The organism is Candidatus Peribacteraceae bacterium, from assembly GCA_041661065.1.
Lineage (GTDB): Bacteria > Patescibacteriota > Gracilibacteria > Peribacterales > Peribacteraceae > CAIKAD01.
In genome coordinates, this window is sequence record JBAZVD010000001.1 from 208,052 (window position 1) to 227,839 (window position 19,788).

The 19,788-nt window shown below is 60.3% G+C and carries 22 protein-coding genes and 1 tRNA gene; 11 read left to right on the forward strand and 12 right to left on the reverse strand.

Translation table 11 applies throughout. The features are described from left to right. Positions 1–13 precede the first annotated feature (13 nt). The 6 genes from rpmE to WC698_00780 all read left to right on the forward strand — a co-directional run bounded on the left by rpmE (position 14) and on the right by WC698_00780 (position 6,592). Complete coding sequence (rpmE, locus tag WC698_00755; protein ID MFA6038783.1) at positions 14–259, forward strand: 50S ribosomal protein L31; 246 nt, start codon at positions 14–16, stop codon at positions 257–259. Positions 260–340: 81 nt separating this feature from the next. Beyond that, the gene (locus WC698_00760; GenBank protein ID MFA6038784.1) at positions 341–1,849 is read left to right on the forward strand and encodes an RDD family protein; all 1,509 of its coding nucleotides are present in this window, start codon (positions 341–343) and stop codon (positions 1,847–1,849) included. A 74-nt stretch (positions 1,850–1,923) separates the two neighbouring features. Beyond that, entirely contained in the window at positions 1,924–2,439 is a 516-nt protein-coding gene (locus WC698_00765) for a DUF11 domain-containing protein (protein MFA6038785.1), read from the forward strand. 73 nt (positions 2,440–2,512) lie between these two features. Beyond that, on the forward strand, positions 2,513–3,226 hold the full coding sequence (locus WC698_00770) for a hypothetical protein (protein ID MFA6038786.1): 714 nt from the start codon (positions 2,513–2,515) through the stop codon (positions 3,224–3,226). A 58-nt stretch (positions 3,227–3,284) separates the two neighbouring features. After that, positions 3,285–5,972, forward strand: coding sequence for a type IV secretion system DNA-binding domain-containing protein (locus WC698_00775; GenBank protein ID MFA6038787.1), 2,688 nt, complete (start codon positions 3,285–3,287; stop codon positions 5,970–5,972). A gap of 116 nt (positions 5,973–6,088) precedes the next feature. After that, a complete protein-coding gene (locus tag WC698_00780; protein ID MFA6038788.1) occupies positions 6,089–6,592 on the forward strand; it encodes a hypothetical protein in 504 nt (167 codons plus the stop codon). An 89-nt stretch (positions 6,593–6,681) separates the two neighbouring features. Here WC698_00780 and WC698_00785 read toward each other — a convergent pair whose 3' ends face one another. The 6 genes from WC698_00785 to dnaX all read right to left on the reverse strand — a co-directional run bounded on the left by WC698_00785 (position 6,682) and on the right by dnaX (position 12,038). Next, entirely contained in the window at positions 6,682–6,876 is a 195-nt protein-coding gene (locus tag WC698_00785; protein MFA6038789.1) for a hypothetical protein, read from the reverse strand. A 61-nt stretch (positions 6,877–6,937) separates the two neighbouring features. Further along, complete coding sequence (locus WC698_00790; protein ID MFA6038790.1) at positions 6,938–7,099, reverse strand: hypothetical protein; 162 nt, start codon at positions 7,097–7,099, stop codon at positions 6,938–6,940. A gap of 806 nt (positions 7,100–7,905) precedes the next feature. Beyond that, a complete protein-coding gene (locus WC698_00795; GenBank protein ID MFA6038791.1) occupies positions 7,906–8,463 on the reverse strand; it encodes a thioredoxin family protein in 558 nt (185 codons plus the stop codon). 48 nt (positions 8,464–8,511) lie between these two features. Next, positions 8,512–9,780: a serine hydroxymethyltransferase gene (gene glyA, locus WC698_00800; protein MFA6038792.1), complete on the reverse strand. Its 1,269-nt coding sequence runs from the start codon at positions 9,778–9,780 to the stop codon at positions 8,512–8,514. Between the two features lie 94 nt (positions 9,781–9,874). Beyond that, a complete protein-coding gene (locus WC698_00805; GenBank protein ID MFA6038793.1) occupies positions 9,875–10,531 on the reverse strand; it encodes a 5-formyltetrahydrofolate cyclo-ligase in 657 nt (218 codons plus the stop codon). Then, positions 10,518–12,038 (reverse strand): DNA polymerase III subunit gamma/tau, encoded by a 1,521-nt coding sequence (dnaX, locus tag WC698_00810; GenBank protein MFA6038794.1) that lies wholly within the window; start codon positions 12,036–12,038, stop codon positions 10,518–10,520. The genes WC698_00805 and dnaX overlap by 14 nt, the downstream gene beginning before the upstream one ends. A gap of 127 nt (positions 12,039–12,165) precedes the next feature. On the opposite strand from dnaX, the gene WC698_00815 reads away from it, so the two are divergent. After that, complete coding sequence (locus WC698_00815) at positions 12,166–12,789, forward strand: thioredoxin domain-containing protein (GenBank protein MFA6038795.1); 624 nt, start codon at positions 12,166–12,168, stop codon at positions 12,787–12,789. On the opposite strand, the gene WC698_00820 is transcribed toward WC698_00815, so the two are convergent. Both WC698_00820 and WC698_00825 read right to left on the reverse strand, forming a co-directional pair. Continuing rightward, a complete protein-coding gene (locus tag WC698_00820; protein MFA6038796.1) occupies positions 12,790–13,380 on the reverse strand; it encodes a DM13 domain-containing protein in 591 nt (196 codons plus the stop codon). Positions 13,381–13,441: 61 nt separating this feature from the next. After that, positions 13,442–15,286 carry a hypothetical protein gene (locus WC698_00825; GenBank protein MFA6038797.1) on the reverse strand — a complete coding sequence of 615 codons (1,845 nt, stop codon included), beginning with the start codon at positions 15,284–15,286 and terminating at the stop codon, positions 13,442–13,444. A gap of 87 nt (positions 15,287–15,373) precedes the next feature. Between WC698_00825 and dcd the strand changes: the two genes are divergently transcribed. Continuing rightward, positions 15,374–15,952, forward strand: coding sequence for a dCTP deaminase (dcd, locus tag WC698_00830; GenBank protein MFA6038798.1), 579 nt, complete (start codon positions 15,374–15,376; stop codon positions 15,950–15,952). A gap of 6 nt (positions 15,953–15,958) precedes the next feature. On the opposite strand, the gene WC698_00835 is transcribed toward dcd, so the two are convergent. The 3 genes from WC698_00835 to WC698_00845 all read right to left on the reverse strand — a co-directional run bounded on the left by WC698_00835 (position 15,959) and on the right by WC698_00845 (position 17,717). Further along, the gene (locus tag WC698_00835; GenBank protein ID MFA6038799.1) at positions 15,959–16,312 is read right to left on the reverse strand and encodes a type II toxin-antitoxin system YafQ family toxin; all 354 of its coding nucleotides are present in this window, start codon (positions 16,310–16,312) and stop codon (positions 15,959–15,961) included. Next, complete coding sequence (locus WC698_00840; GenBank protein ID MFA6038800.1) at positions 16,243–16,515, reverse strand: type II toxin-antitoxin system RelB/DinJ family antitoxin; 273 nt, start codon at positions 16,513–16,515, stop codon at positions 16,243–16,245. The genes WC698_00835 and WC698_00840 overlap by 70 nt, the downstream gene beginning before the upstream one ends. An 80-nt stretch (positions 16,516–16,595) precedes the next feature. After that, positions 16,596–17,717: a PDZ domain-containing protein gene (locus WC698_00845; protein MFA6038801.1), complete on the reverse strand. Its 1,122-nt coding sequence runs from the start codon at positions 17,715–17,717 to the stop codon at positions 16,596–16,598. A gap of 161 nt (positions 17,718–17,878) precedes the next feature. Here WC698_00845 and WC698_00850 point away from each other — a divergent pair. From WC698_00850 to WC698_00860, 3 genes are all read left to right on the forward strand, one after another. Beyond that, positions 17,879–17,955 (forward strand) — tRNA-Val (locus tag WC698_00850). Between the two features lie 444 nt (positions 17,956–18,399). Then, entirely contained in the window at positions 18,400–18,576 is a 177-nt protein-coding gene (locus WC698_00855) for a hypothetical protein (protein MFA6038802.1), read from the forward strand. Between the two features lie 306 nt (positions 18,577–18,882). Beyond that, complete coding sequence (locus tag WC698_00860; protein MFA6038803.1) at positions 18,883–19,239, forward strand: hypothetical protein; 357 nt, start codon at positions 18,883–18,885, stop codon at positions 19,237–19,239. Positions 19,240–19,270: 31 nt separating this feature from the next. Here WC698_00860 and WC698_00865 read toward each other — a convergent pair whose 3' ends face one another. Next, on the reverse strand, positions 19,271–19,738 hold the full coding sequence (locus tag WC698_00865) for a hypothetical protein (GenBank protein MFA6038804.1): 468 nt from the start codon (positions 19,736–19,738) through the stop codon (positions 19,271–19,273). Positions 19,739–19,788: the final 50 nt, after the last annotated feature.

Consider the following 19,788-nt stretch of genomic DNA (forward strand, 5'->3'; position numbering starts at 1 on the left):
AACTTCCCCCATCATGAAAACCGGTATCCATCCAGAAATGATCAAGGACGCAAAAACGACCTGCTCCACCTGCGGGACGGTGTATCTGATCCCCTCAACGGTCAAAGAGCAGAGCGTGGAAGTGTGCCGCAGCTGCCACCCCGTCTATACCGGCAAGGCCAACAAGGAGGCGCGTGGAGGCCGCGTGGAGCGGTTCCGCAAGAGGATGGCGGCAGGGAAGGGCACACCGGAAAGCGCCCCCAAAGCGCACAAGAAGTAGATTTGGGAGCTGCAAGGGGGGAGGAGGGTGTTTGTTAAAAGTACAATAATATGTTATAATAATCTTAAGAAACATCCCTCAATGTTGCACACGGTCCTCATCCACCAGACACCCCCTTCTGCGCAAACTGCTGCGCAAAAGGTTCCTGCCGCGGCTCTCCCTGTGCATCCGGCGCCTCCTCCGCGGGATGGGGAATATGAATTGGAATATGCGGGCTTCTGGATCCGTACGGGTGCCTACCTCATCGATCTCCTGTTCCTCTCGCTCGTCATGGGCATCTTTACGGTTGCCCTGTTCCTGGGATCCTTCAGCCCCTCCTTCGAGCAGACCTTGGCATATGTGACGGCCTTGTGCGCGGTGACGCCGCTGTACTTCATCATCATGGAAGGGAGTCCCCTGCAGGGGACGGTGGGGAAGCGGGTATCGGGCTTGCGGGTGACGAACGCCCAAGGCGCGCGCATTTCCATCTTCCGTTCCATCCTCCGCACCCTCGCCAAGTCCCTCTCCGGCTTCTTCCTCGGCATCGGGTACCTGATGGTGGGCACGACCGAGCGCAAGCAGGGGCTCCATGACAAGATCGCCGATTGCTACGTGCTCTCGTACCGCAAGTCGCGGTTCTGGGGGGGATTCTTCCTGCTCCTCATCCTGTGCGGAGCGCTGAGCGCAGGTGGCGGAACGCTGGCCTCCCACAAAATGCAGCGGACACTGGGGAAAGGGTTGGTGGAGGTGCTCACCCGGGGCGGTTCCCTGCCTCTCCTCCCACTCATCGAGCAGTGGGCGGGATCCGGTTCCTTCTTCCATGAACCGGACGAAGAAACGCTGCCCGGCGCCGGAGAGGGGGGAGCGAAGGAGGTGATTGACCTTGCGGCACTCCCCGGTATCAGCGTTGCGGATTACGAGGAGATGCTCGCGATGCCCGCCCGGCCGTTCACGGACGGGTTGCGGGGGCAGGCGGGGCCGTTTGCCCTGCAATTGAGGGGACTCCTGTGGGGAACCACGGCGCAGCATGAGCTCACGGTGCGCATGGCGTCCTTCCTCCCGCCGGCGGTCCGCCGTTTGGGGCAGGTCTTGGTATCGCTCACGAGCGTCAAGGACACGGGTGGCCAGGAGATGGCGGATACGCAGAGCTTCCCGGATGAAATGTTCAATGATGTGGAGGCGTGGGGGGAACACGGCGGCGCTTTTGAAGGGACGTACGACAACGTCCGTCTTCTCCGGAGGGTGAAGGATGCGGAGATCGGAGCCATCGAAGGGAAGGTGGTGGTCCGGCTGCCGGTGGGCATGAGGGTCGCGTCGTTCGAAGCGGGGGAAACGGGGGTGACGCGCACGTTGGGGGACGTGGAAGTGACGTTCCGGGAGGTTACGGAGGATGGACTGACTTTTGCACTCAAGGGCACCACGTACAGGAATGCCTTCATCCTGGGCCTCAACGGGGAAGGGGAGGTGGTGGAGATGGAGAGCTCCGCCATGAGCGGCGGGGAAGACGAGGGGACAATGCAGGTATCCTTCAAGGGTGAAACCAAAATGCTCCATGTGGTGGTGGCAAAGAGCATCCTCACGCGGGAACTGCCGTTCGTGATGGGGCGGTGAAACAAGGCGCGGCATCCGTCCCTTTCCGTTTGGCGGGGGGCGCCGTACAATGAAGGGTGCTTCCCCCTGTCCCCATGGCCCAGACCCGTTCACGCGCGCTGCTCTGGATCCTCCTGACCATTCTCTTTTTCCTGGCTATCCTGTTTGGTAAGAGAGCGTTCTTCTCCGCGCAGTTGCTCCTGCAGCGGACCGACCTCTCCATCTCGCAACAGGGTCCGCTGGAGGTGTCGCGGGGAGGGACGGCGGTCTACACCCTTTCCGTTCGCAATGCCGGCCCGGATGCCGCAGCGAACGTGGTGGTGAGCGACGTCATGCCGCCCGGGCTGCGCTTCGAAGCCTCCGCTTCCCACCCTACTTGCGCGGTGTTCGACGGCATCGTCTTCTGCGGCGGCTGGCCGCAGACGCAGGGATTCACGCTGGAGAAGGACGAACAGCGGGAATTCCCGGTGGCGTTCACGGTCCCCGCCGCCGCCGGTTGCCGCATCACCCTCATGAACAACGTCCTGGTGCAGAGCACGGGGCAGCGTGACGCGTATGAGGGGGATAACCGCTCCATGAGCACCACGACCGTTGTCTGCGACGGGAGGTAGGGTTTCATCACGCCTCCCCGTTTTTGCGCTCCGGCGCTGGCACTCCAATCCGCGGAGTGCTATGCTTTTTGGCATGAATGACCGGCAAAGCAGGCTTCTGGCGGCCATCATAGACCAATTCATCCACACCGCTCTCCCTGTGGGCAGCAAGAAACTGCTGGAGTGCGGAAATTTTGCCGTTTCTTCGGCCACCATACGCACGGAAATGGGGGTACTGGAGGATGAGGGGTACTTGGAGCAGCCGCACATCAGCGCCGGGCGCATCCCCACGGCCAGGGGGTACCGCGCCTTCGTGAAGGAGTTCATGGAACCCACGGCCGCGGAACGTAAGGTTCGCCAGAAGTTCGAAGGGCTCCGCGAGCAGTACTTCCAACGCAAGGACCAGGAATACGCCTACGAGGCGGTGGCGCTCCTCGCCAACATGATCCCCAATGTCGCCTTCGCCACCGTCCCCCACAAGCCGGGCGTGTATTTCATGGGTCTGGCCAACGCGCTCCGTCAACCGGATTTCCAGCTGAACCCGCTCCTGGCCAGCGGCGTGGTGGAAATACTGGAGAAGCGCCTCACCGGCCTCCTGGGGCGGGTGGAGGTGGATGAACGCGTGCGGTACTACATCGGGGAGGAGCATCTGCTCCCCCAACTCCTCAGTTGCAGCCTCATGGTCACGGCGTACAGCCTGCGGGGGAACGGAGGAGTGGTGGGAATCCTGGGACCCCTGCGCATGGATTACGCGTATAACACAGTGGCGTTGGAGCTGGTGGCGGATATGCTGAGACGGGCGGCGTAGGAAAAACGGACGTTGTAAGGACGCGGCATGCCGCGTCCCTACGTGTATAATGCTCTCAATGGTAAACGTCCTGCTCCGGATCCGCCCTTCCCTGCCCGATCCGGACGATACCCTCAGCGCCGCGCGCGGCCCCCTGATGATGGAGGCGGTGCTCTCGGCCATGCACTCGCTCAAGGGCCCCGACGCCACGGTGTGCTTGGAAATGGGCGTGAGCGAAGGGAAGATCTCGCTCTACGTCCGCTCCACCCGGCGCGCCGCCGCGTTGATCGAGAGCCAGCTCTACGCCCACTATCCCGATGCGGAAATCGAGGAAGTGCCGGCGGATCTGCTCGATCCCAAGGAGGGGGAAGTGGCCGTATCCACCGACCTCATGCTCGGCGGGCCCGAAGTGCTCCCCATCAAACGCTATCCGCAATTCATCGATCTCGTCACGCGGCAGCACGTGGACACGGTGGCGGGGATGGCTTCCTCGCTCGTCCGCTACCCCGCACCGGGCATGCGCGGCCATATCCAGGTGGTCCTCCGGCCCCTGGGGCCGCGGTACCGGCGACGCGCCCTTGCCTTCATTCCACTCCTCGTCAAAGGCCTTTCCAAGCAGCTGCCCTGGTACGCCAAGCTCTTCTGTTCCGTGCACCTCGCCCGCGGCTGGCGGCGGCTCTTCCTCTTCCCGTTGGACATGGTCATGGGCGGCTTCCGGACATGGTTCATCAACCCCATGGCCTTGGCGATGATGACGGAAGAGGATGCGCGTGCGGGAGAAGCGGATGAGGACCACCGCGTGAGCATGCGCAGCCACGAGCGGGAAGACGCAGAGACGGCCGCCGTGGATAAAATGAACAGGCTCCTCTTCCTGGGAAACGTCCGCCTGAGCGTGGTGGCGCCCGCCGCAGCGCAGGCACAGGCGGAAGCCAAAGTGGACGAAATCACCTCCGGCTTCCGCCCCTTCACGTTGCCGCAGTGCAACGGCTTCCAGGAGAGCGCCAAGAAGACGGGCACCACCCTTCATCACGGCTTCCGTGCACAGCCGTACGTCCTCTCCGTGGAAGAGGCGGCCACCTTGTGGCACGTGCCCAATATCCTCGTCAAGACGCCCAATTTCGACTGGGTGATGTACCGCAAGGTGGAACCGCCCGTCGATTTGCCCATTGTGGGCGACCCCCCGGATCCCGACCTCACGGTGCTGGGGGAGGCGGTGTTCCGCGGCGAACGGAAGAAGTTCGGCATCCGCACCGATGACCGCCGCCGCCACATGTACATCATCGGGAAGACGGGGATGGGGAAGTCCGTCCTGCTGGAGAACATGATCCGCTCGGACATCCTGGCGGGGAAAGGCGTTGCGGTGATCGATCCGCACGGGGACTTGGTGGATGCCGCGCTGCGGTTCATCCCCTCCGGCCGCACGAACGATGTGATTCTCTTCGACCCCGCGGACCGCGAGTTCCCCATCTCTTTCAACATGCTCAACTGCCCCGATCCCGCGCAGCACACGCTCGTGGCGTCCGGGTTGATGAGCATCTTCAAGAAGCTCTGGCCGGACGCCTTCTCCGGCCGCATGGAGTACATCCTCCGGAACACGCTCCTTGCGCTCATAGAAGCCGAAAACAACTCCATGTTGGGCATCCTCCGCATGTTCGTGGACGATCCCTTCCGTGCCAAGATCCTGGAGCGCGTCACCAACCATCTCGTGAAGACCTTCTGGGAGGACGAGTACACCAGTTGGTCCGAGAAGTACCGCACGGAGGCCATTGCGGCCATCCAGAACAAGATCGGGCAGCTCGTCTCCACGCCGCTCATCCGCAACATCGTGGGACAGGTCACCTCCACCGTGGACATCCGGCACGCCATGGACACGGGGAAGATCATCCTCATGAACCTCTCCAAGGGGAAATTGGGGGAGGATAACGCCGCTTTCCTGGGTTCGATGATGGTCACCAAGTTCCAGCTGGACGCCATGAGCCGGGCGGACGTTCCCGAGAGCGAGCGGAAGGATTTCTACCTCTACGTGGACGAGTTCCAGAACTTCGCCACGGAATCCTTCGCCACCATCCTCAGCGAGGCGCGCAAGTACCGCCTCAACCTGACCATGGCCAACCAGTACGTGAACCAGCTCCTCTTCGGCGAGAAGAACAACACCACCCTCAAGGACGCCATTTTCGGCAACGTGGGCTCGCTCCTGTGCTTCCAGATCGGTTCGGACGATGCGGAACCCCTCAGCGAGCAGTTTGAGGAGGTGGTGTCACCCAAGGATATCCTCAGCCTCCCCAAGTACCACGCGTACCTGCGTCTGATGATCAAGGGAATCCCCAGCAAACCCTTCTCCGTGAGCACGCTGCCGCCTCCGGAAGCGGAGGAGGATCCCAAGCGTGTGGACGTGATCCGCAAGCTCTCGCGGGAGCGCTACACCGAGCGCGTGACCATGGTGGAGGAGAAGATCGGCAAGTGGCTGTCCTCGAGCAAGGCGGCAAAAACGCAGGCTAAGGTGGCGGTGAAGGCCAAGGAGAAGGAGGAGGAAGAGCTCAAGAAGGCCCGCAGGAAGGGGATGAGCCTGGAGCAGTACCGCAAATGGCGCGACAGGGAGCTGTGGACGAACGAGTTCAATGCGTTGCGCAAGAAGCAGTTCGTGGGCGAAACGCTCACGGTGGAGGAGCAGAAGAACTTCTCCGATCTGGAGAAGAAATTGGTGGATTCAGGCGGCGTGCCGCCGCCGAGCAAGACGTTGATGGCGGCGAAGGAAGCGCAAAAGTAAAGAAATCTCCGTAGATGCCAATACCACCAAAGATTTAGAAAAATGCTTAGATTGTCCGATTAGATGTATTTAACATAACTTGACACAAACAAGATATCAAATATAATACTTTCACTATGAATTCCATCATCAAGAATGAATCAGCGGGAGAGCCACGACGGATCACGAAAGCTGACTTGATGCAGTTTCTTGCCCACGAGTGCGATGATGAGATGCGCGAGATCATTGCGCGTGAAAGGAATGTGGCGGGGAGCCCAGTACAGGAGTGGTTTGCGCGTTTTCAGCAGAAGTGCGCCAATCCGTTGAACGTCGATTGGGGTGCAATTGCTTTTGCACAGGATCCGGATGAAGTGCCCGAAACTTCCGAAGATGATGAAAGTCAAGATTGGGAAAGCTTGCTCGAAGATCTGAAACTCTCACCGGAAGCGGCCAGCAAACTCATTGATGGAGTTTCCCCAGAACCTGTTGATGAGCAAAGAATTCGCAGTGTATTTGAAGGGAAAGGTGATGAAGTTGAGAAGAAAGAAGTCTCTGAGCTGATAGAGTATTACAGGGCATGGCATGACGCCGCTGTGCGGGTTGCAGAAAGTCAGTCGAAGAGCGAAGAAACTCGTGGATGATAGAATGCCACTGTAGTCCGCCGCAGCGGACGAAGGTGGGCGGCGCGTCAACCACCTATTTCCAACAATACTTCTTTATTAGGGGATTCTCAGTAGCGCCATGAGCCTTCCATTACAGGATCGGGTTGTGTTGTCGGAGGGATGGCTGCATGGTCAAACCGGTTGCCCAGGAGTGCGCGGGTTGCCTCGGCGACGCCCTGCACAACCAACAGGCGATCCGCCACTGCGGGGTTTGCCTCGCCGCTTTGCCTTTCGGAAATCATCTCAATGTCGCCATTGTGCATAAAATAATCCTACCCCTACAAGATCGCGATGCAACAAGAATTGCACCTGTGACATGTACGGCTACTGCGCTTTCTGTTCGGTTGCCTCCAGTTCTTCAAGAACTTTCAAACGAATGTACAGCCCAGCTTGTTCCACTAGCGGAATGTCCGCGGGCTGCAAAACGTTCTGCGTCTGTTCTGGAGTTGTTTGCATCGAATCGGCAGATTCGGGGTGGTTTGGCATAGCAATGCAAAGCTACTATCAGCATTCCGGACAGTCAAGGACCATCCTTAACATCCTCGGCATCTGCCAGGGCAAAAATAAAAGACCGAACACTATGTCCGGTCTTTATCTGGATGTGTGTCTCTGTGTTTGAGAAGGCTCGTTTGGCCTCGGAAACGACAGAGTGATAATGGCGGGGGAGGATCCCCATCGCTGCCCTGCGCGTGGTTCTTGTGTATCCTCGCAACCGAACGAGGTCCCCGGGACGGCCAGCCATAAGACCCGAAGGGTCAGAGGAGACACAGGGGAGTGGAGGGAACGGCCGTCCATGCGTCCTCGGCACGGGCGGGCGATTTTGCAGAGCAGAGAGGAGGCAAGCCACGGTAAGCTAAGACGATCACTGTGCCCAGAAAGCGCAAGTGAAGCGAATTGTGACTAGGAGGAACGTTTAGCTAGTCCATGGCTTTCCTCCTCTCTGCGGTACCGGTGGTGGGAAGGAGCGGGAGAGTGGGTACCCCGGGGTACTGTGGGTGTTTGTCTCTCCTTTGTGTGTGGATGATTCCTGCCATCAGCAGAAATCATGTCATCTTATCGAACATGTAGGATCAAGCAACTATCTACGGTGGCGGGAGCAGGAGTGTATGACTCGAATACAATAAGTGTACAAATATGGACACAAAAATAATGGCTTACGGAAGCTGAAATAATGTTCATTGTTCAAAATAATTGTCTCGTATCACTTCACCATTCGACACGAGGCGCTTTCCGGCATGGGATAACGAAGCCAGGCGAAAGGTTCACGCGGAGTGTCTCACGAAGCGGTCCTTCTACTCGTCGTACGCGATGTGCTTCACCGTAGCTTCCGGCGGATTGCGGTAGAGGCGGATGAGGGTACCCTTGCCGTCCACATGGGCGTAGGAATTGACGTACCGCACGCCGTACTGTGCGCGGAGGGCTTTGGCAGTGTCGTAATCCACCCTGTAGACGGGGACTACGAACTTTCGTGCTTCCGACCACTCCTCCAACAGCTTATCCATCCCCTGGCACTGCCGCGACCACGTGCCGCAGAAGAAGAGGAGCGCGCTCTGCCCTTCGTCCAGCACGCCATCCGTGTACGGCGCGAAGAGGAACGAACCGGATTTGGCGGAGGAACTGGAAGAGGGGAGAGGCCTGTTGCCTTCCGCGCGCTCTTTCCATTCCAGCCTCTTGGCACGCAGGAGGGCGCGGTGGCTGGAGCCCCGTCCCGTGGTTTTCACCACGCTGCTCGCAGTGGAAGAGGAGGAGCTGGCATTGGAGAGCGTTTCGATGCGGCGCGCGGAACCCGCGGCGGGCGCGAGGAGCGTAAGGACGAGGGCGGCGGAGAGGAGGGAGAGAGTGCGGTGCATGGCGGAAGTGTAGCGGATCGGGAGCACATGGAACAGCGGTCCGGACGATCACTCCCAGTTGTTCGGGTCGATCCCCGGGCAGGGGAAGCTCTTGCAGAGCTCCGCCACTTCGCCTTTGACGCGCGCGAGCACTTTCTCATCCCCAGCATGCGCAAGCACCTCGTCCATCCAGTCTCCGATCTTCGCCATTTCCGCTTCCTTCATCCCGCGGGACGTGACGGCGGGAGTGCCGACGCGGACGCCCGAGGGGTTCATGGGGGAGTTCGTGTCGTAGGGGACCAAATTGCAGTTGGCCACGATGCCGGCGCGGTCCAGGGCACGCGAAGCGTCCCGTCCCAGGATGCCCTTGCTCTTGAAGGTCTCGAACAGGATCAGGTGGTTGTCGGTGCCGCCCGTAACGAGCCGGAAGCCGTGGCTGAGGAGGCGCTCCGCGAGGGCTTTGGCGTTCGCCACGATCTGTGCGGCATACGCCTTGAATTCCGGTTTTTCCGCTTCCTTGAAAGCCACGGCGATGGCTGCCGTCGTCTGGTTGTGCGGGCCGCCCTGCAAGCCCGGCATGATGGCCTTGTCGATCCCTTGCGCATACTGCGCTTTGCACACGATGAGCGCTCCGCGGGGGCCGCGCAGCGACTTATGGGAAGTGGTCATGCCTGTGTCCGCCATGGGGAAGGGGCTGGGGTGCGCGCCGCCCAGGATCAAGCCCGTGATGTGGGAGATGTCCGCATGGAAGATGGCGCCCACTTCATCGCAGATGGCGCGGAACTTCTCCCATTCGATGATGCGGGGATAGGCCGTATACCCGGCTACGATGAGCTTAGGCTTGGCTTCCCTGGCCAGCTTGAGGATGGCGTCGTAGTCTAGACGTTCGGTTTTGGGATCGAGCTCGTAAGGGACTGAATGGTACTGCTTACCCGAGAAGTTCACTTTCCATCCGTGCGTCAGGTGCCCGCCCTGGGGCAGCGCGAGGCCCAAGATGGTGTCGCCGCTCTGGAGGACGCCGTGGTAGACGGCCATGTTTGCGGGACTGCCCGAATACGGCTGCACGTTCGCATGGTCCATGCCGAACGCCTTCTTCGCGCGTTCAATGGCCAGCGTCTCCACTTGGTCGGTGATCTGCTGACCCTCGTAGTAACGCTTCCCGGGATAGCCTTCCGAATAGATGTTCGTGAGCGCGCTCCCGGAAGCTTCCAACACCGCGCTGGAAGCGTAGTTTTCTGAGGGAATGAGGCGAATGACGTTCCATTGTCTCTGCTCTTCCGCGATGATCAAATCCCGGATTTCCGGATCAGTCTGCTGCAGAGCGGAAAGGTAAGCCATGGATGTGATGGGGGAGAGGAGTTCCAAGCCTACCCCACGCTCGCGAACACGCGCAAAGATGTCGCATACAAGTGTTGCTCGTCCGGGGAAGATTTCAGGAGGGAGACGTGGAAATCCTTCCTTCCGGCGTCACCACTCCATCCATCCTTTCATCATGCTCATCCATAGGGACGCGGTCCACCATCTGCTCGCGGAACGCGATACCCAGGAAACGTGTGGAAGGATTGGTTTTCCGCTGCCCTGCGATCCATCGGTCATAGCCGCCCTTTCCCCGCCCCAACCTTCCACCGGAACGGTCAAAGGCGCGGCCCGGGGCGAGGACAAGGGTGATGTGCGAGGGATCGGCTTGCGGAGCATCCCGCGGCGGTTCCGGCAGGCCGTTGCGTCCCTTCCGCACCTCGTCCAATGACGCGACCCGGTGGAACGTCAGAATTCCCGCATCGAAATCGAAGAGAGGGAGGAAGAGGGGAATCCCCGAGCGGAGGAGTTCCTCCAGCGCCGGGCGCAGATCCACCTCATCAGTAAGGGGGAGGTAGGCGCAGAGGCTCGCTGTGTCCGGAGGAAGGGACTGCAGGATATGTTCGCAAACCGCAGAACTCTCATCGGCCTTCCGCCGCGCATCGAGACGGGAGAGTTCCTTGGAGATGTTCTGCCGCAACGCAAGTTTCTGTTCAGGTGTTGTCACGGAGAGGGAGGGAACGGGTTCATCGGCATCCTCGGAATCGTCGGCATCCTCTTCAAAAGATCTCATTCACCGCTTCCGCCAAATCCACCAGGGACTCGTCCGCCATCGGCCGCACGTCCTTCTCCTCATCCAGCACGCACTCCAGGCGCAGGGGACGCTTGAAGTGGTCGTGGAGAAGCTGCTCCAGCATGTGGATGCCCTCCTTCTGCGCCACGCGCTCGCGGTGGAAGTTACTGGCGAAGCTGAGGGTCACCGTCTTGCCGGCCACCGCCGTCACACGCCCGTTCTTGAGGGACATGCGGAGGGCGGCGGGGACGGCCTTGGCCGCGATCTCCGGCCAGACGGCCGCCATGGCATCGAGTGTCACCTCGGGCGCTTCGATGAGGGTCTCCTTCCCCGGCGCCTTCTCCTTCGTTTGCCCTGCACCGGTGCGGAGCGCCTGGTTCTTGGCCTCTTCCGCGGCTTCCGCCCGTGACTCCTTTTGGGGCGCCGGTGCGGGCTTGTTTTCCGCCGGCTCCTCCTTGGCTTTCTTGAGGAGGCGGAATTCCTTCTTGGGCGGGGGCGTCTCATCCGCTTCTCCACAGAGGCGCAGGAGGGCGGATTCCAGCACCAACCCGGGGACGGGGGCGATGCGGATGTCCCGGATGACGGTGAGGAGCACATCCAGCATGCGCACGTGGCCTTCCGCGGACCCCCGCGCTTCCACGGTGGCGTGGAGCCGGGTGCGCACTTCCGCCAGGAGCTGCCGGACGAAGGTTTCCAGCGCGATGCCGGCTTCCTCCAAGTGTTGCACGATGCGCAGCACTTCCTCGCGGTCCCCGTTTTCCAGCGCCTGCAGCAGCGGCAGCACGTGTTCCTGTCCGGATTCTCCCAGGCGCCGCTGCACTTCTTCCGCCGTCACGTTCGCCAGGGAGCGCAGCTGGTCGAGCAGGGAGATGGCGTCCCGCATGCCCCCCTGCGCGTGGCGGGCGATGGCGCGCAAGGCGGCGCGGTCCGCCGTGATGCCCTCCCGGTCGGCGATGTACTGGAGCCGCCGGATGATGTCTTCTTCCCGGATTTGATGGAAAGAGAAGCGTTGGCAGCGCGATTGGATGGTGGAGGGGATCTTCTGCAGTTCGGTGGTGGCCAGGATGAAGTATGCGTAGGGCGGGGGCTCTTCCAGCGTCTTGAGGAGCGCGTTGAACGCCCCTTTGGAGAGCATGTGCACCTCGTCGATGATGTACACCTTGGCGCTGGCGGCCACCGGGGAAAACTGGACCTTCTCGATCAAGTCGCGGATGTTATCCACGCCCGTATTGCTCGCGGCGTCGATTTCCACGAGGTCCACGATAGTGCCCTCAACAACGCCGTTCTCGGTCTGCCGCTTGAGCACTTCGTCCTCCATCCGCTGCGTGAGCAGGTGCTTGGCGAGGATGCGCGCCACGGATGTTTTGCCCGTGCCGCGGGAACCGGCGAAGAGGTAGGCGTGCGCCACCTGGCCCTGCGTGATGGCGTGTTCCAGCGTGCTCACCACATGTTCCTGGCCCACCACATCGGCGAGGGTTTGAGGCCGGTATTTCCGGTAGAGCGACATGGGGGAGAAGTATAGCGTCGTTCCGGAAGGAGTGCATAGCGGTTGGTTCTATTGGGAGGATTCCGAGGATTCCTCAGCTCCATGGTTTCATTGATCAACGGCCCGATCTCTGTCATCATAGCCGCCTATGAAAAAGTTCCTCATCGCCACATTTCTTTCCCTCCTCCTCGCCGCGTGCGTGGATACCACCGGCCTCTCGGCGGAGTCCAGTAAGCAGCCGAAGGGGAACCCCAATGCCACGGTGACGCTCACGGAGTACAGCGATTTTGAATGTCCCGCCTGCCGCGCGGCGCACGTGCTCATCCTCAAGCCCCTCCAGCAGAAGTATGCGGATACGGTGAAGTTTGAGTTCCGCCAGTTTCCCCTCATGACCATCCACCAGCTTGCCTTGCCGCTTGCGGAAGCCTCCGAGTGTGCGGCGGACCAGGGGAAGTTCTGGGAGTTCGTGGACATGGCCTACGAGCGGCAACTGGAAATGGACCAGGAAGGGCGCTCGGTGGCGCAGGGCGACATCACCACCTGGTCGCAGGACCTCAATTTGGACCAGGACCTCTTCACGCGCTGCACCGCGTCCCGCATCAAGAAGGATGGGGTGATGGCGGAGTTCGAGCAGGGCCGGCAATTGGAGGTGGGAGGGACGCCCACGTTCTTCGTCAACGGCGTCCAGATCCCCTTGGAGACGCTGGACGTCGCCGCGGTGGAGAAGGCGATTACCGACGCGTTGGCGAAGGATGAAGGGAGGAGGCTCTGATTACTGTAACTGTGCGAATCCGTACAGCCGCTTGAGCCGGGCATCGAACACCGCAACGGTGCGCAATTCTTCCGTCTTCACGCTCTCGGGCAGGAGGTATTCCTGCGCCCCGTATGGTGATTCCAGGCGCCCTATGTCCACGCTCGTTTCATCCGGAAACACCCCGTCCCGCGGGTCGAGCATGGTAGTGAGGAGGAGACGGAGATCGGCGCCGGGGGAGGTGAGGAAATCGGGGGAGAGGGACAACGTGCGCCCGTGCAGGAAGGCGAGCCCCCCCACCGTCTCTTTCATGGAAACGAAGGAGCCGAGTTTTCCGCCTTGTTTGCTCAAGGATTCCTCCTGGGCGTGCTGCAAAGCTTCCCGCCGCACCTCGTCCACCGCGGCCAGCGTGCCGGCATCCAATGTGTCCTTCTCCCGCAGCAGGATATCCACCATGCGCTCCGTGAGCTCATCCCAGTAGCGCTCCGCGTAGAGGGGGTTTTGCATCAGGTCCTCCCGGCGAACGCTTTGCACTTCCGTTGTCGGGCGGGCGGTGCACGCAGCGAGCGGCAGGAGGAGGGCGAAGAGGAGCGAGAGGCGGCCGAGGCGCATGGGGAAAGGGGAAAGAGGGCGTATTCTAGGGGGGAGGAGCCTGGCTCTCAAGATCCCGTTTTCAGTTCAAGGAAGCCTCCGGCACGCGATGGGCTTGTCCGGTGGGGATATGCCGTACTGTACCGTTCTGGGTGAACAAGATGCCGCGCTGCTCCATCTCCCGGCAGAGGCGCTTCATCTGCGGATGGATGTTCTTCACCACATACCGGTGCTGCGAGTACGGGACTCCTTCCGGAATGAAGCTGGTGTAGTACCACCATTTTCTGTTGTCCCTCTGTCGCTGGCAGAGATCCGCCGCCGTTTGCCAGCTCTCCTCCCCGATGTAGGTCCACTGCGGCGCCCCCATGTCCTTCTGCTCACGCACGGCGGCATGCGTGTTGTTGGCGCCGCGCAGTTCATTGGCTTCGAATCCCTTGCGGTGGCCTTTCTGTATGTAATCGGGGGTGAACTGCTTGGCTTCCTGTTCCTTGCGCAGTTGCGTCTTGGGGTCCCACCACAGGTGTTCCTGGCACCATACGAGGTTGTACCAGGCGGTGCAGTTGGTCCAGAACGTGGTGTACCCCCGCCGCAGGCATTCCTCGTGGAGCTTGCGCTGGGAGGCGGGGAGCATGAGCATGAGGGAGCGCATCTGCTCCACCAGTTCCTGGTCGGTGGGCTTTTCCTTCTTCTCCTGACGTTTCCCTGCAGGGCGGTGGGTGCGCAGGTATTCCTGCATGGAGCGCAACTTCCCCTCGTCCTCGGGCGTCATGTCCTTCGCCTTCTTCCACTCCTCCCCGATCAGTTCCTCCGCTTCGTCCCAGTCCTTGACATCCAGTGCGTGGCGGATGCGGAGGAAGGCGTCCCGTTCCTTGTCGATGTCGGAGAACCGCCGGCGCGCTTCCCCCACGTACGCTTTCCTCTTCTCGTAGTCCCATCCCAGGAAGATCTCCAATGCCACGAAGGAGAAGCTCCGCGGCGTCCCTTTCTCCTTTCGCAAATCTTCAATGTTCATGTACTCCATGCTCACGTTCGCCCAGTTGCGGATGAGTCCGTCCAGGTCCGTCTTCCCCCTCCCTTCCACGAAATCCCTGATGAGTGTTTCACGGGCGTTGCCCTGGAAGATCCGGCGCATCCACGTGCCCACTTTCCAGGAAGCCAGGAACCCGTTCTGCGCAGCACGGGTGAGTTTGGCTTCCGCCATCTTGTAGAGCCGCTGCATTTCCGCGGAGCTTTCGGCACTCTTGCCGTCCTTCCTGAGAACGGTGAGGAAGGCGATGGCCTTGTCCACGGCGCCGCGGCGGATGTTGAAGTGCTGTTCCGGGAACTTCGCATCGCGCAGTGCGGCGAGTGCGGGGTTGCTCGCCCATTCCGCTTCCGTGATCTTGAGTTCCGTGGCCAGGCTTTCGGCTTTCTTCAGGTCTTCCGCGACTGCCTTCCAATTTTCCACGAAGCGGGGGAGCTGATGGTTGATGAAGCTCTCCTTCTCCAGCCACCCGGTGGCATTGCTCTTGAGCCGCTCCTCCCAGCGCCTGCCGCTCTCCGCCGTGATCCACCCGTTCTCCACGGCGTCCCCGATGGAAGCCAGCGCCCTGGCGCCCGCCTCTTCCGCCTTCCGGATGAAGAGGGGGACGTACTCGGCCTTGTGCTGGAGGAGCGCCTGCGTCTTCTCCTCCTCCGATTGCGTATAAGCCAATACCCCCTCCTCCAAGCCCGTTCGCTCGTACTCCTGCACGTCCTCCCATGTCATCGCGGTTCGGCGATTGGCAGCGCATTCCGCCAGTGCCGCGCGGCACTCCGTGCGAATCCGTTCCCGCGCGCGGTACTCCCGCTCTTCCCTGTTCGCCGCCTCCCACGCGGCCGTCTCCCCGTTTTCGAGAGAGGGGAAAGAATCCATCGCCGGTGGTGCGTTTTCGGGGAAGGCCGGCATGAGGGACATGCATTGTAGCATGCCGGGGAGGGTTTTGCCGCCATCTTCCTCACCGTACCGGCCACTCCTGTGGTACCCTGTGCCTCTATGATTTTGTCAGACCGCGACATCAAGAAGGCGTTGGAATCGGGCAAGGTGAAGATCGAAGGCGCCGGAGGGGAATCCCACATCCATGCCTCCAGCATGGATCTGCACCTGGGCAACGCCTTCAAGCTCTACGAGCACAGCAAGTTCGCCATCCTCGACCCCAAGAAACCGGAGACGTTCACGGGCAACATGCGCCTGATCACGGTGGCGGAAGGGGAGCCGTTCATCGTGCAGCCGGGGGAGTTCGTCCTGGGCGTGACGCAGGAGAAGATCACCGTGCCGGATGACTTGGTGGTCCGCGTGGAAGGCCGCAGCTCGCTGGGGCGGCTGGGCATCATCGTCCACTCCACCGCGGGGTTCGTGGATCCCGGCTTCTCCGGCACCATTACGCTGGAGATCAGCAATTTGAACCGCCTGCCCGTCGCCCTGTATCCGGGCATGCGCGTATGCCAAATCGCCTTTGAGCAGATGAGCAGCCCCGCGGAGACGCCCTACCACAGCAAGCCGGGAAGCAAGTACCAGGGGCAAATGCTCCCGGAGGAGAGCCGGCTGGACCGGGACGCGGAGTTCGGGGGTTGAACGCCGTCATTCCACCCCCAGCACTCGCCGGTGGTCGCCCGTCCTGATCAGGAACACGATCAGCTTCTCGTGGTCTTTCATGTACACCAGAAGCCAGTCCGGCGCGATGTGACACCCCCGCGTTCCGTGCATTGTTCCGTGCAATGCATGATCACGATAATGGACGGGGAGCGGTTGGCCGGATGCCAGTATGCGAAGGACGTGTTCCAGTTTCCGAAGATCGACGTTTGCCCGCTTCAGGCGGCGCATATCCTTACGGAAACTTTTCGTAGGTTTGAGGGTGTATCTCCTCAGTCTTTCAAGATGTCTTGCATCATTTCTTCCACGGAAGAATAGCTCTTCCCATGCTTCTTTGCCCATTCGATCTCCTTGAGAATTTTCCGCTCCTTCTCCGGCGTGAACCCGTTCTCCGTCACCACCCGGAAGGGGATGCCCCGCGTGGCGATGATGCGGACGAGGTAAATGTTGATGGCCGTGCTCAGGTCCAGCCCAAGCTTCGCCAGGATCTTCTGCGCATTCCTCTTGGTGGCCGGGTCCGTGCGGACTTGGATGGTTGCGGTCATGCATCCAGTGTAGGGGAGGATCATGACGATGTCAATACATTGTCGTTACATTGTCATATCCGATGCGGGAGGACGTCGTTTCAGTGGCCTTTCCCCATGTCGATGAAGAAGCGGGCTTTGAGCAATCCTGCATCCATCCCCGGTACGGGAGTGACGGCAATGCTCGTTGCGCCGATGTGGTAGAGGTTCACGTCTATGCGGTCGGCGCAGTAGGCCACGATATCCTGTGGCTGGTCATCGAAGCTCAAATAGGCGCTCACATCCCCCACGCCCCTCTCCTCTTGGATGAGGATGGCATGGCGCTTCGATTCCATATTATAGGCGAAGACATCGGCCCCTTCGCTAAAGGATCCCCATCGGGGGAGGAGCAGGATGAGGGGAAGAGTAGCGGGGACAAGGGGATCACTATTCGTCACCAGCTGGACCCTGCGCGCATCTTTGAACTCGATGGTGGCGAAGGGCGTCCCCTTGGGGAGAAAGGCGCTGATGATGGGGTCCATGCCCGTGAGGGTGCCGGTGGGTGGAGTGCGGAAATCCACCACCATGCCCTTCACGTCCTTCCACTGCACCGCGGCGAGGGCTTCCCGCAGGGGTTTGGACGTGGCGCGGTTGAATGCTTCCAACTTGAGGTGGAGCAGGCCATCAATCAGCTGCAGCGCGTACTCCGCTTTCTCCACCGCTTTCTTCCTCACAATCGTGATCGAGAGTATCCCTCCGCCTTTCTGCCGGCCAATCTCCAGCACCACGCTTGTCCCCTCCGGGCCGTTGAGGATGTCGGTGATGTTCTCGTTCGTGTACTTCTTGTAGACCTCCTTTCCATCCACTTTTCTGATCTCATCGGCGGGGAGTATCCCCGCCTGGTCTGCGGCGCTCCCGGGAACGATGGCGCTGACGTAGAACGCCTGGGCATTCTTGCTGATCCTGAGCCCCACATCGATGGAGGGGGCTTGGGGAGCAGAAGAGGCGGCGGAGGACGCAGGCTTCTTCCGGCGCGCCAGGCGCGCTGCCTTCTGCGCGGCGGCCTTCTGCTTGCGGGTGAGGCCGGAGGCCGGTTTGGAGGAGGAGGAAAATTGGAAGGGTTTGAGCCGGGAAGAAACGCTTATGCACTGGGAAACGCCGCTGTACGCTTGCGTGGGTTCCGTACCTGCAATGAGGGTGCCCAGGACGATGAAGGAGAGGAGTGCGGCTGCGATGGCGCGCATGGGGGAGGGGGGAAGACGCTTCCACTCTAAACAGGGGAAGTATCATGCAATAGGTATCGGCGATGAGAAACTTCTGCGGAAGTCAAAATCATGGCATACAGAAGCCAAAAAAGACGTTCCATGACCCCGTGGAACGCCCTATGCTATCATGGCGCCCGTCCGGACGATTAGCTCAGCTGGTTAGAGCGTACGGTTCACATCCGTAAGGTCACTGGTTCGAATCCAGTATCGTCCACCACTTCTTGTCCAGCTTCGGCGGGCAGGGAGCGTTCGGCCTGTCCTCCGAAGCCCGAAGCGAAGCGGAGGGCGAAGGGGGATTCACATCCGTAAGGTCACTGGTTCGAATCCAGTATCGTCCACCATTCGACTCGCTTCGCTCGCTCATGGTGAACCGACTCCAACTCGGTGCCAATCTTTGGAGTTCGAAGAGTCGAATGACAGTGAGCGAGGCCGCAGCCGAGTCGAACTGCCTCGTTTGTTCGAGTTTGAACGTCATCCACTAAGGTCCACCATTCGGGATTTCTCCGAACTGAAAAGCTGGTAATTTGATACAGGCTATATCTCTGATGCCAGAGTTGCATAATACACTATATATGCTAAAATCAATATATCCTTATCCCGACGAGGGATTAGGAGAATGTCTGATGATCGATCTTTCCCACAATCTGAAAGGAGCCACGCCATGGCCGAGAACGACAACCCTCTGATCATCCAGTACACGAATCTGCTGAACCAGTACCGCGACCCCAACGCGCCGGAAGTGAAAGCGTTCGTCGAGCAGCACAAGGATGATGTTGTGTTCGTGGGGCGAGCGAAAAAGCTCAACAAGATGTTCAAGCTGAAAGAGGATCTTGGATAGCGCCCGAAAAAATGATCATCAGGCAAGGCCGCATACTCGTTGTATGCGGCTTTTCAACAAAGTTTGAGAGTCCTCCCGAAAGCTCTTTGACGAAACTGTATTGCATGATCACGTGGCGTGTCTCATCTCGAGGCATTTCGGGTATCTCGCTCCACCAACCTTCGCAACGCGAACGATATCCCGTGACACGCGAGCCACGGGAGCATACCGAGCAAAAGGATCTTTTGGCTTCCCCTTCCCCTCCGTCTATTCCCCATCTTTCATGACCTTGTCACGGCAAGAGGGGAAGGCTTAGCATGCGCCCCTATGGAACACTACAACGAAGCTTCTCCGGAACAGCCGGATATTCTTCCGGAACAATTGAAGGCAGCGTTATCAGAGAAGGGGGTAACCCCACAACAAATAGAGGATTTTCGCCGCAATCTACAAGGGGTAGGGGATGTTCAGGGCATACATCCCAAGATGCAGAGAATGATGATTGAACTTTTTAGCATATGTCTGGATAGTGCGCTTCATTCTGATGTTCCGGACCTTGGGAGGCTCAACTCTCCCAAGCAATCTGATGAGAATCTCGAGCCCGACAATGAGGCAGAACCGGGGTTTTCTCCACGTGCGTCTCGGAAGAGTATGCTGGATCGGCTTCGTCGCTTGTTCCGTCTCTAATTCCATTGCAACGGTTGCTCAAGAGTCGCGGTCATCGATATTGCTCCGTGAGGAACACCGGCATACGCTCGTGCTTGGTCATTTCGGCGTACTGCGGCGAGGCGGCTTGGGTGAGCATGTAGACGTGGGGGAGATCCTTCTCATCCTTCACCATAATGCCCCTCATGCCTTTCTCGACGGGGAACCACACGCCCTTCTCCACCCCCTGTGCAGCGGGGATTTCCACGGGTTCGGGATGCAGCCGGTTCCATTTGCCGGCGTCCACGCTCTCGGCCTTGGCCCACCCCGTCTTGGGCAGGCGCGATTCCCTGTTGTCCCGGTTTCCCCAGGCGTAGATATCCAGCGTGCCGCGGAAGAGGGCGGGGAGGCGCGGGACGGGGTCGCGGAAGTGGAAGCGAAGCACGCGCTCCTCGGATCCCACGCTTATGGGCAGCAGGCCGTACTGCAATGTCAGTTCCTGCGGGATGCTGCGCCAGTGGACCGTGATGCCGCCGCACATGGATCCTTCATCCTACGCCGGGGGAGAGGGGCGGGCACGCGGATGGCGGA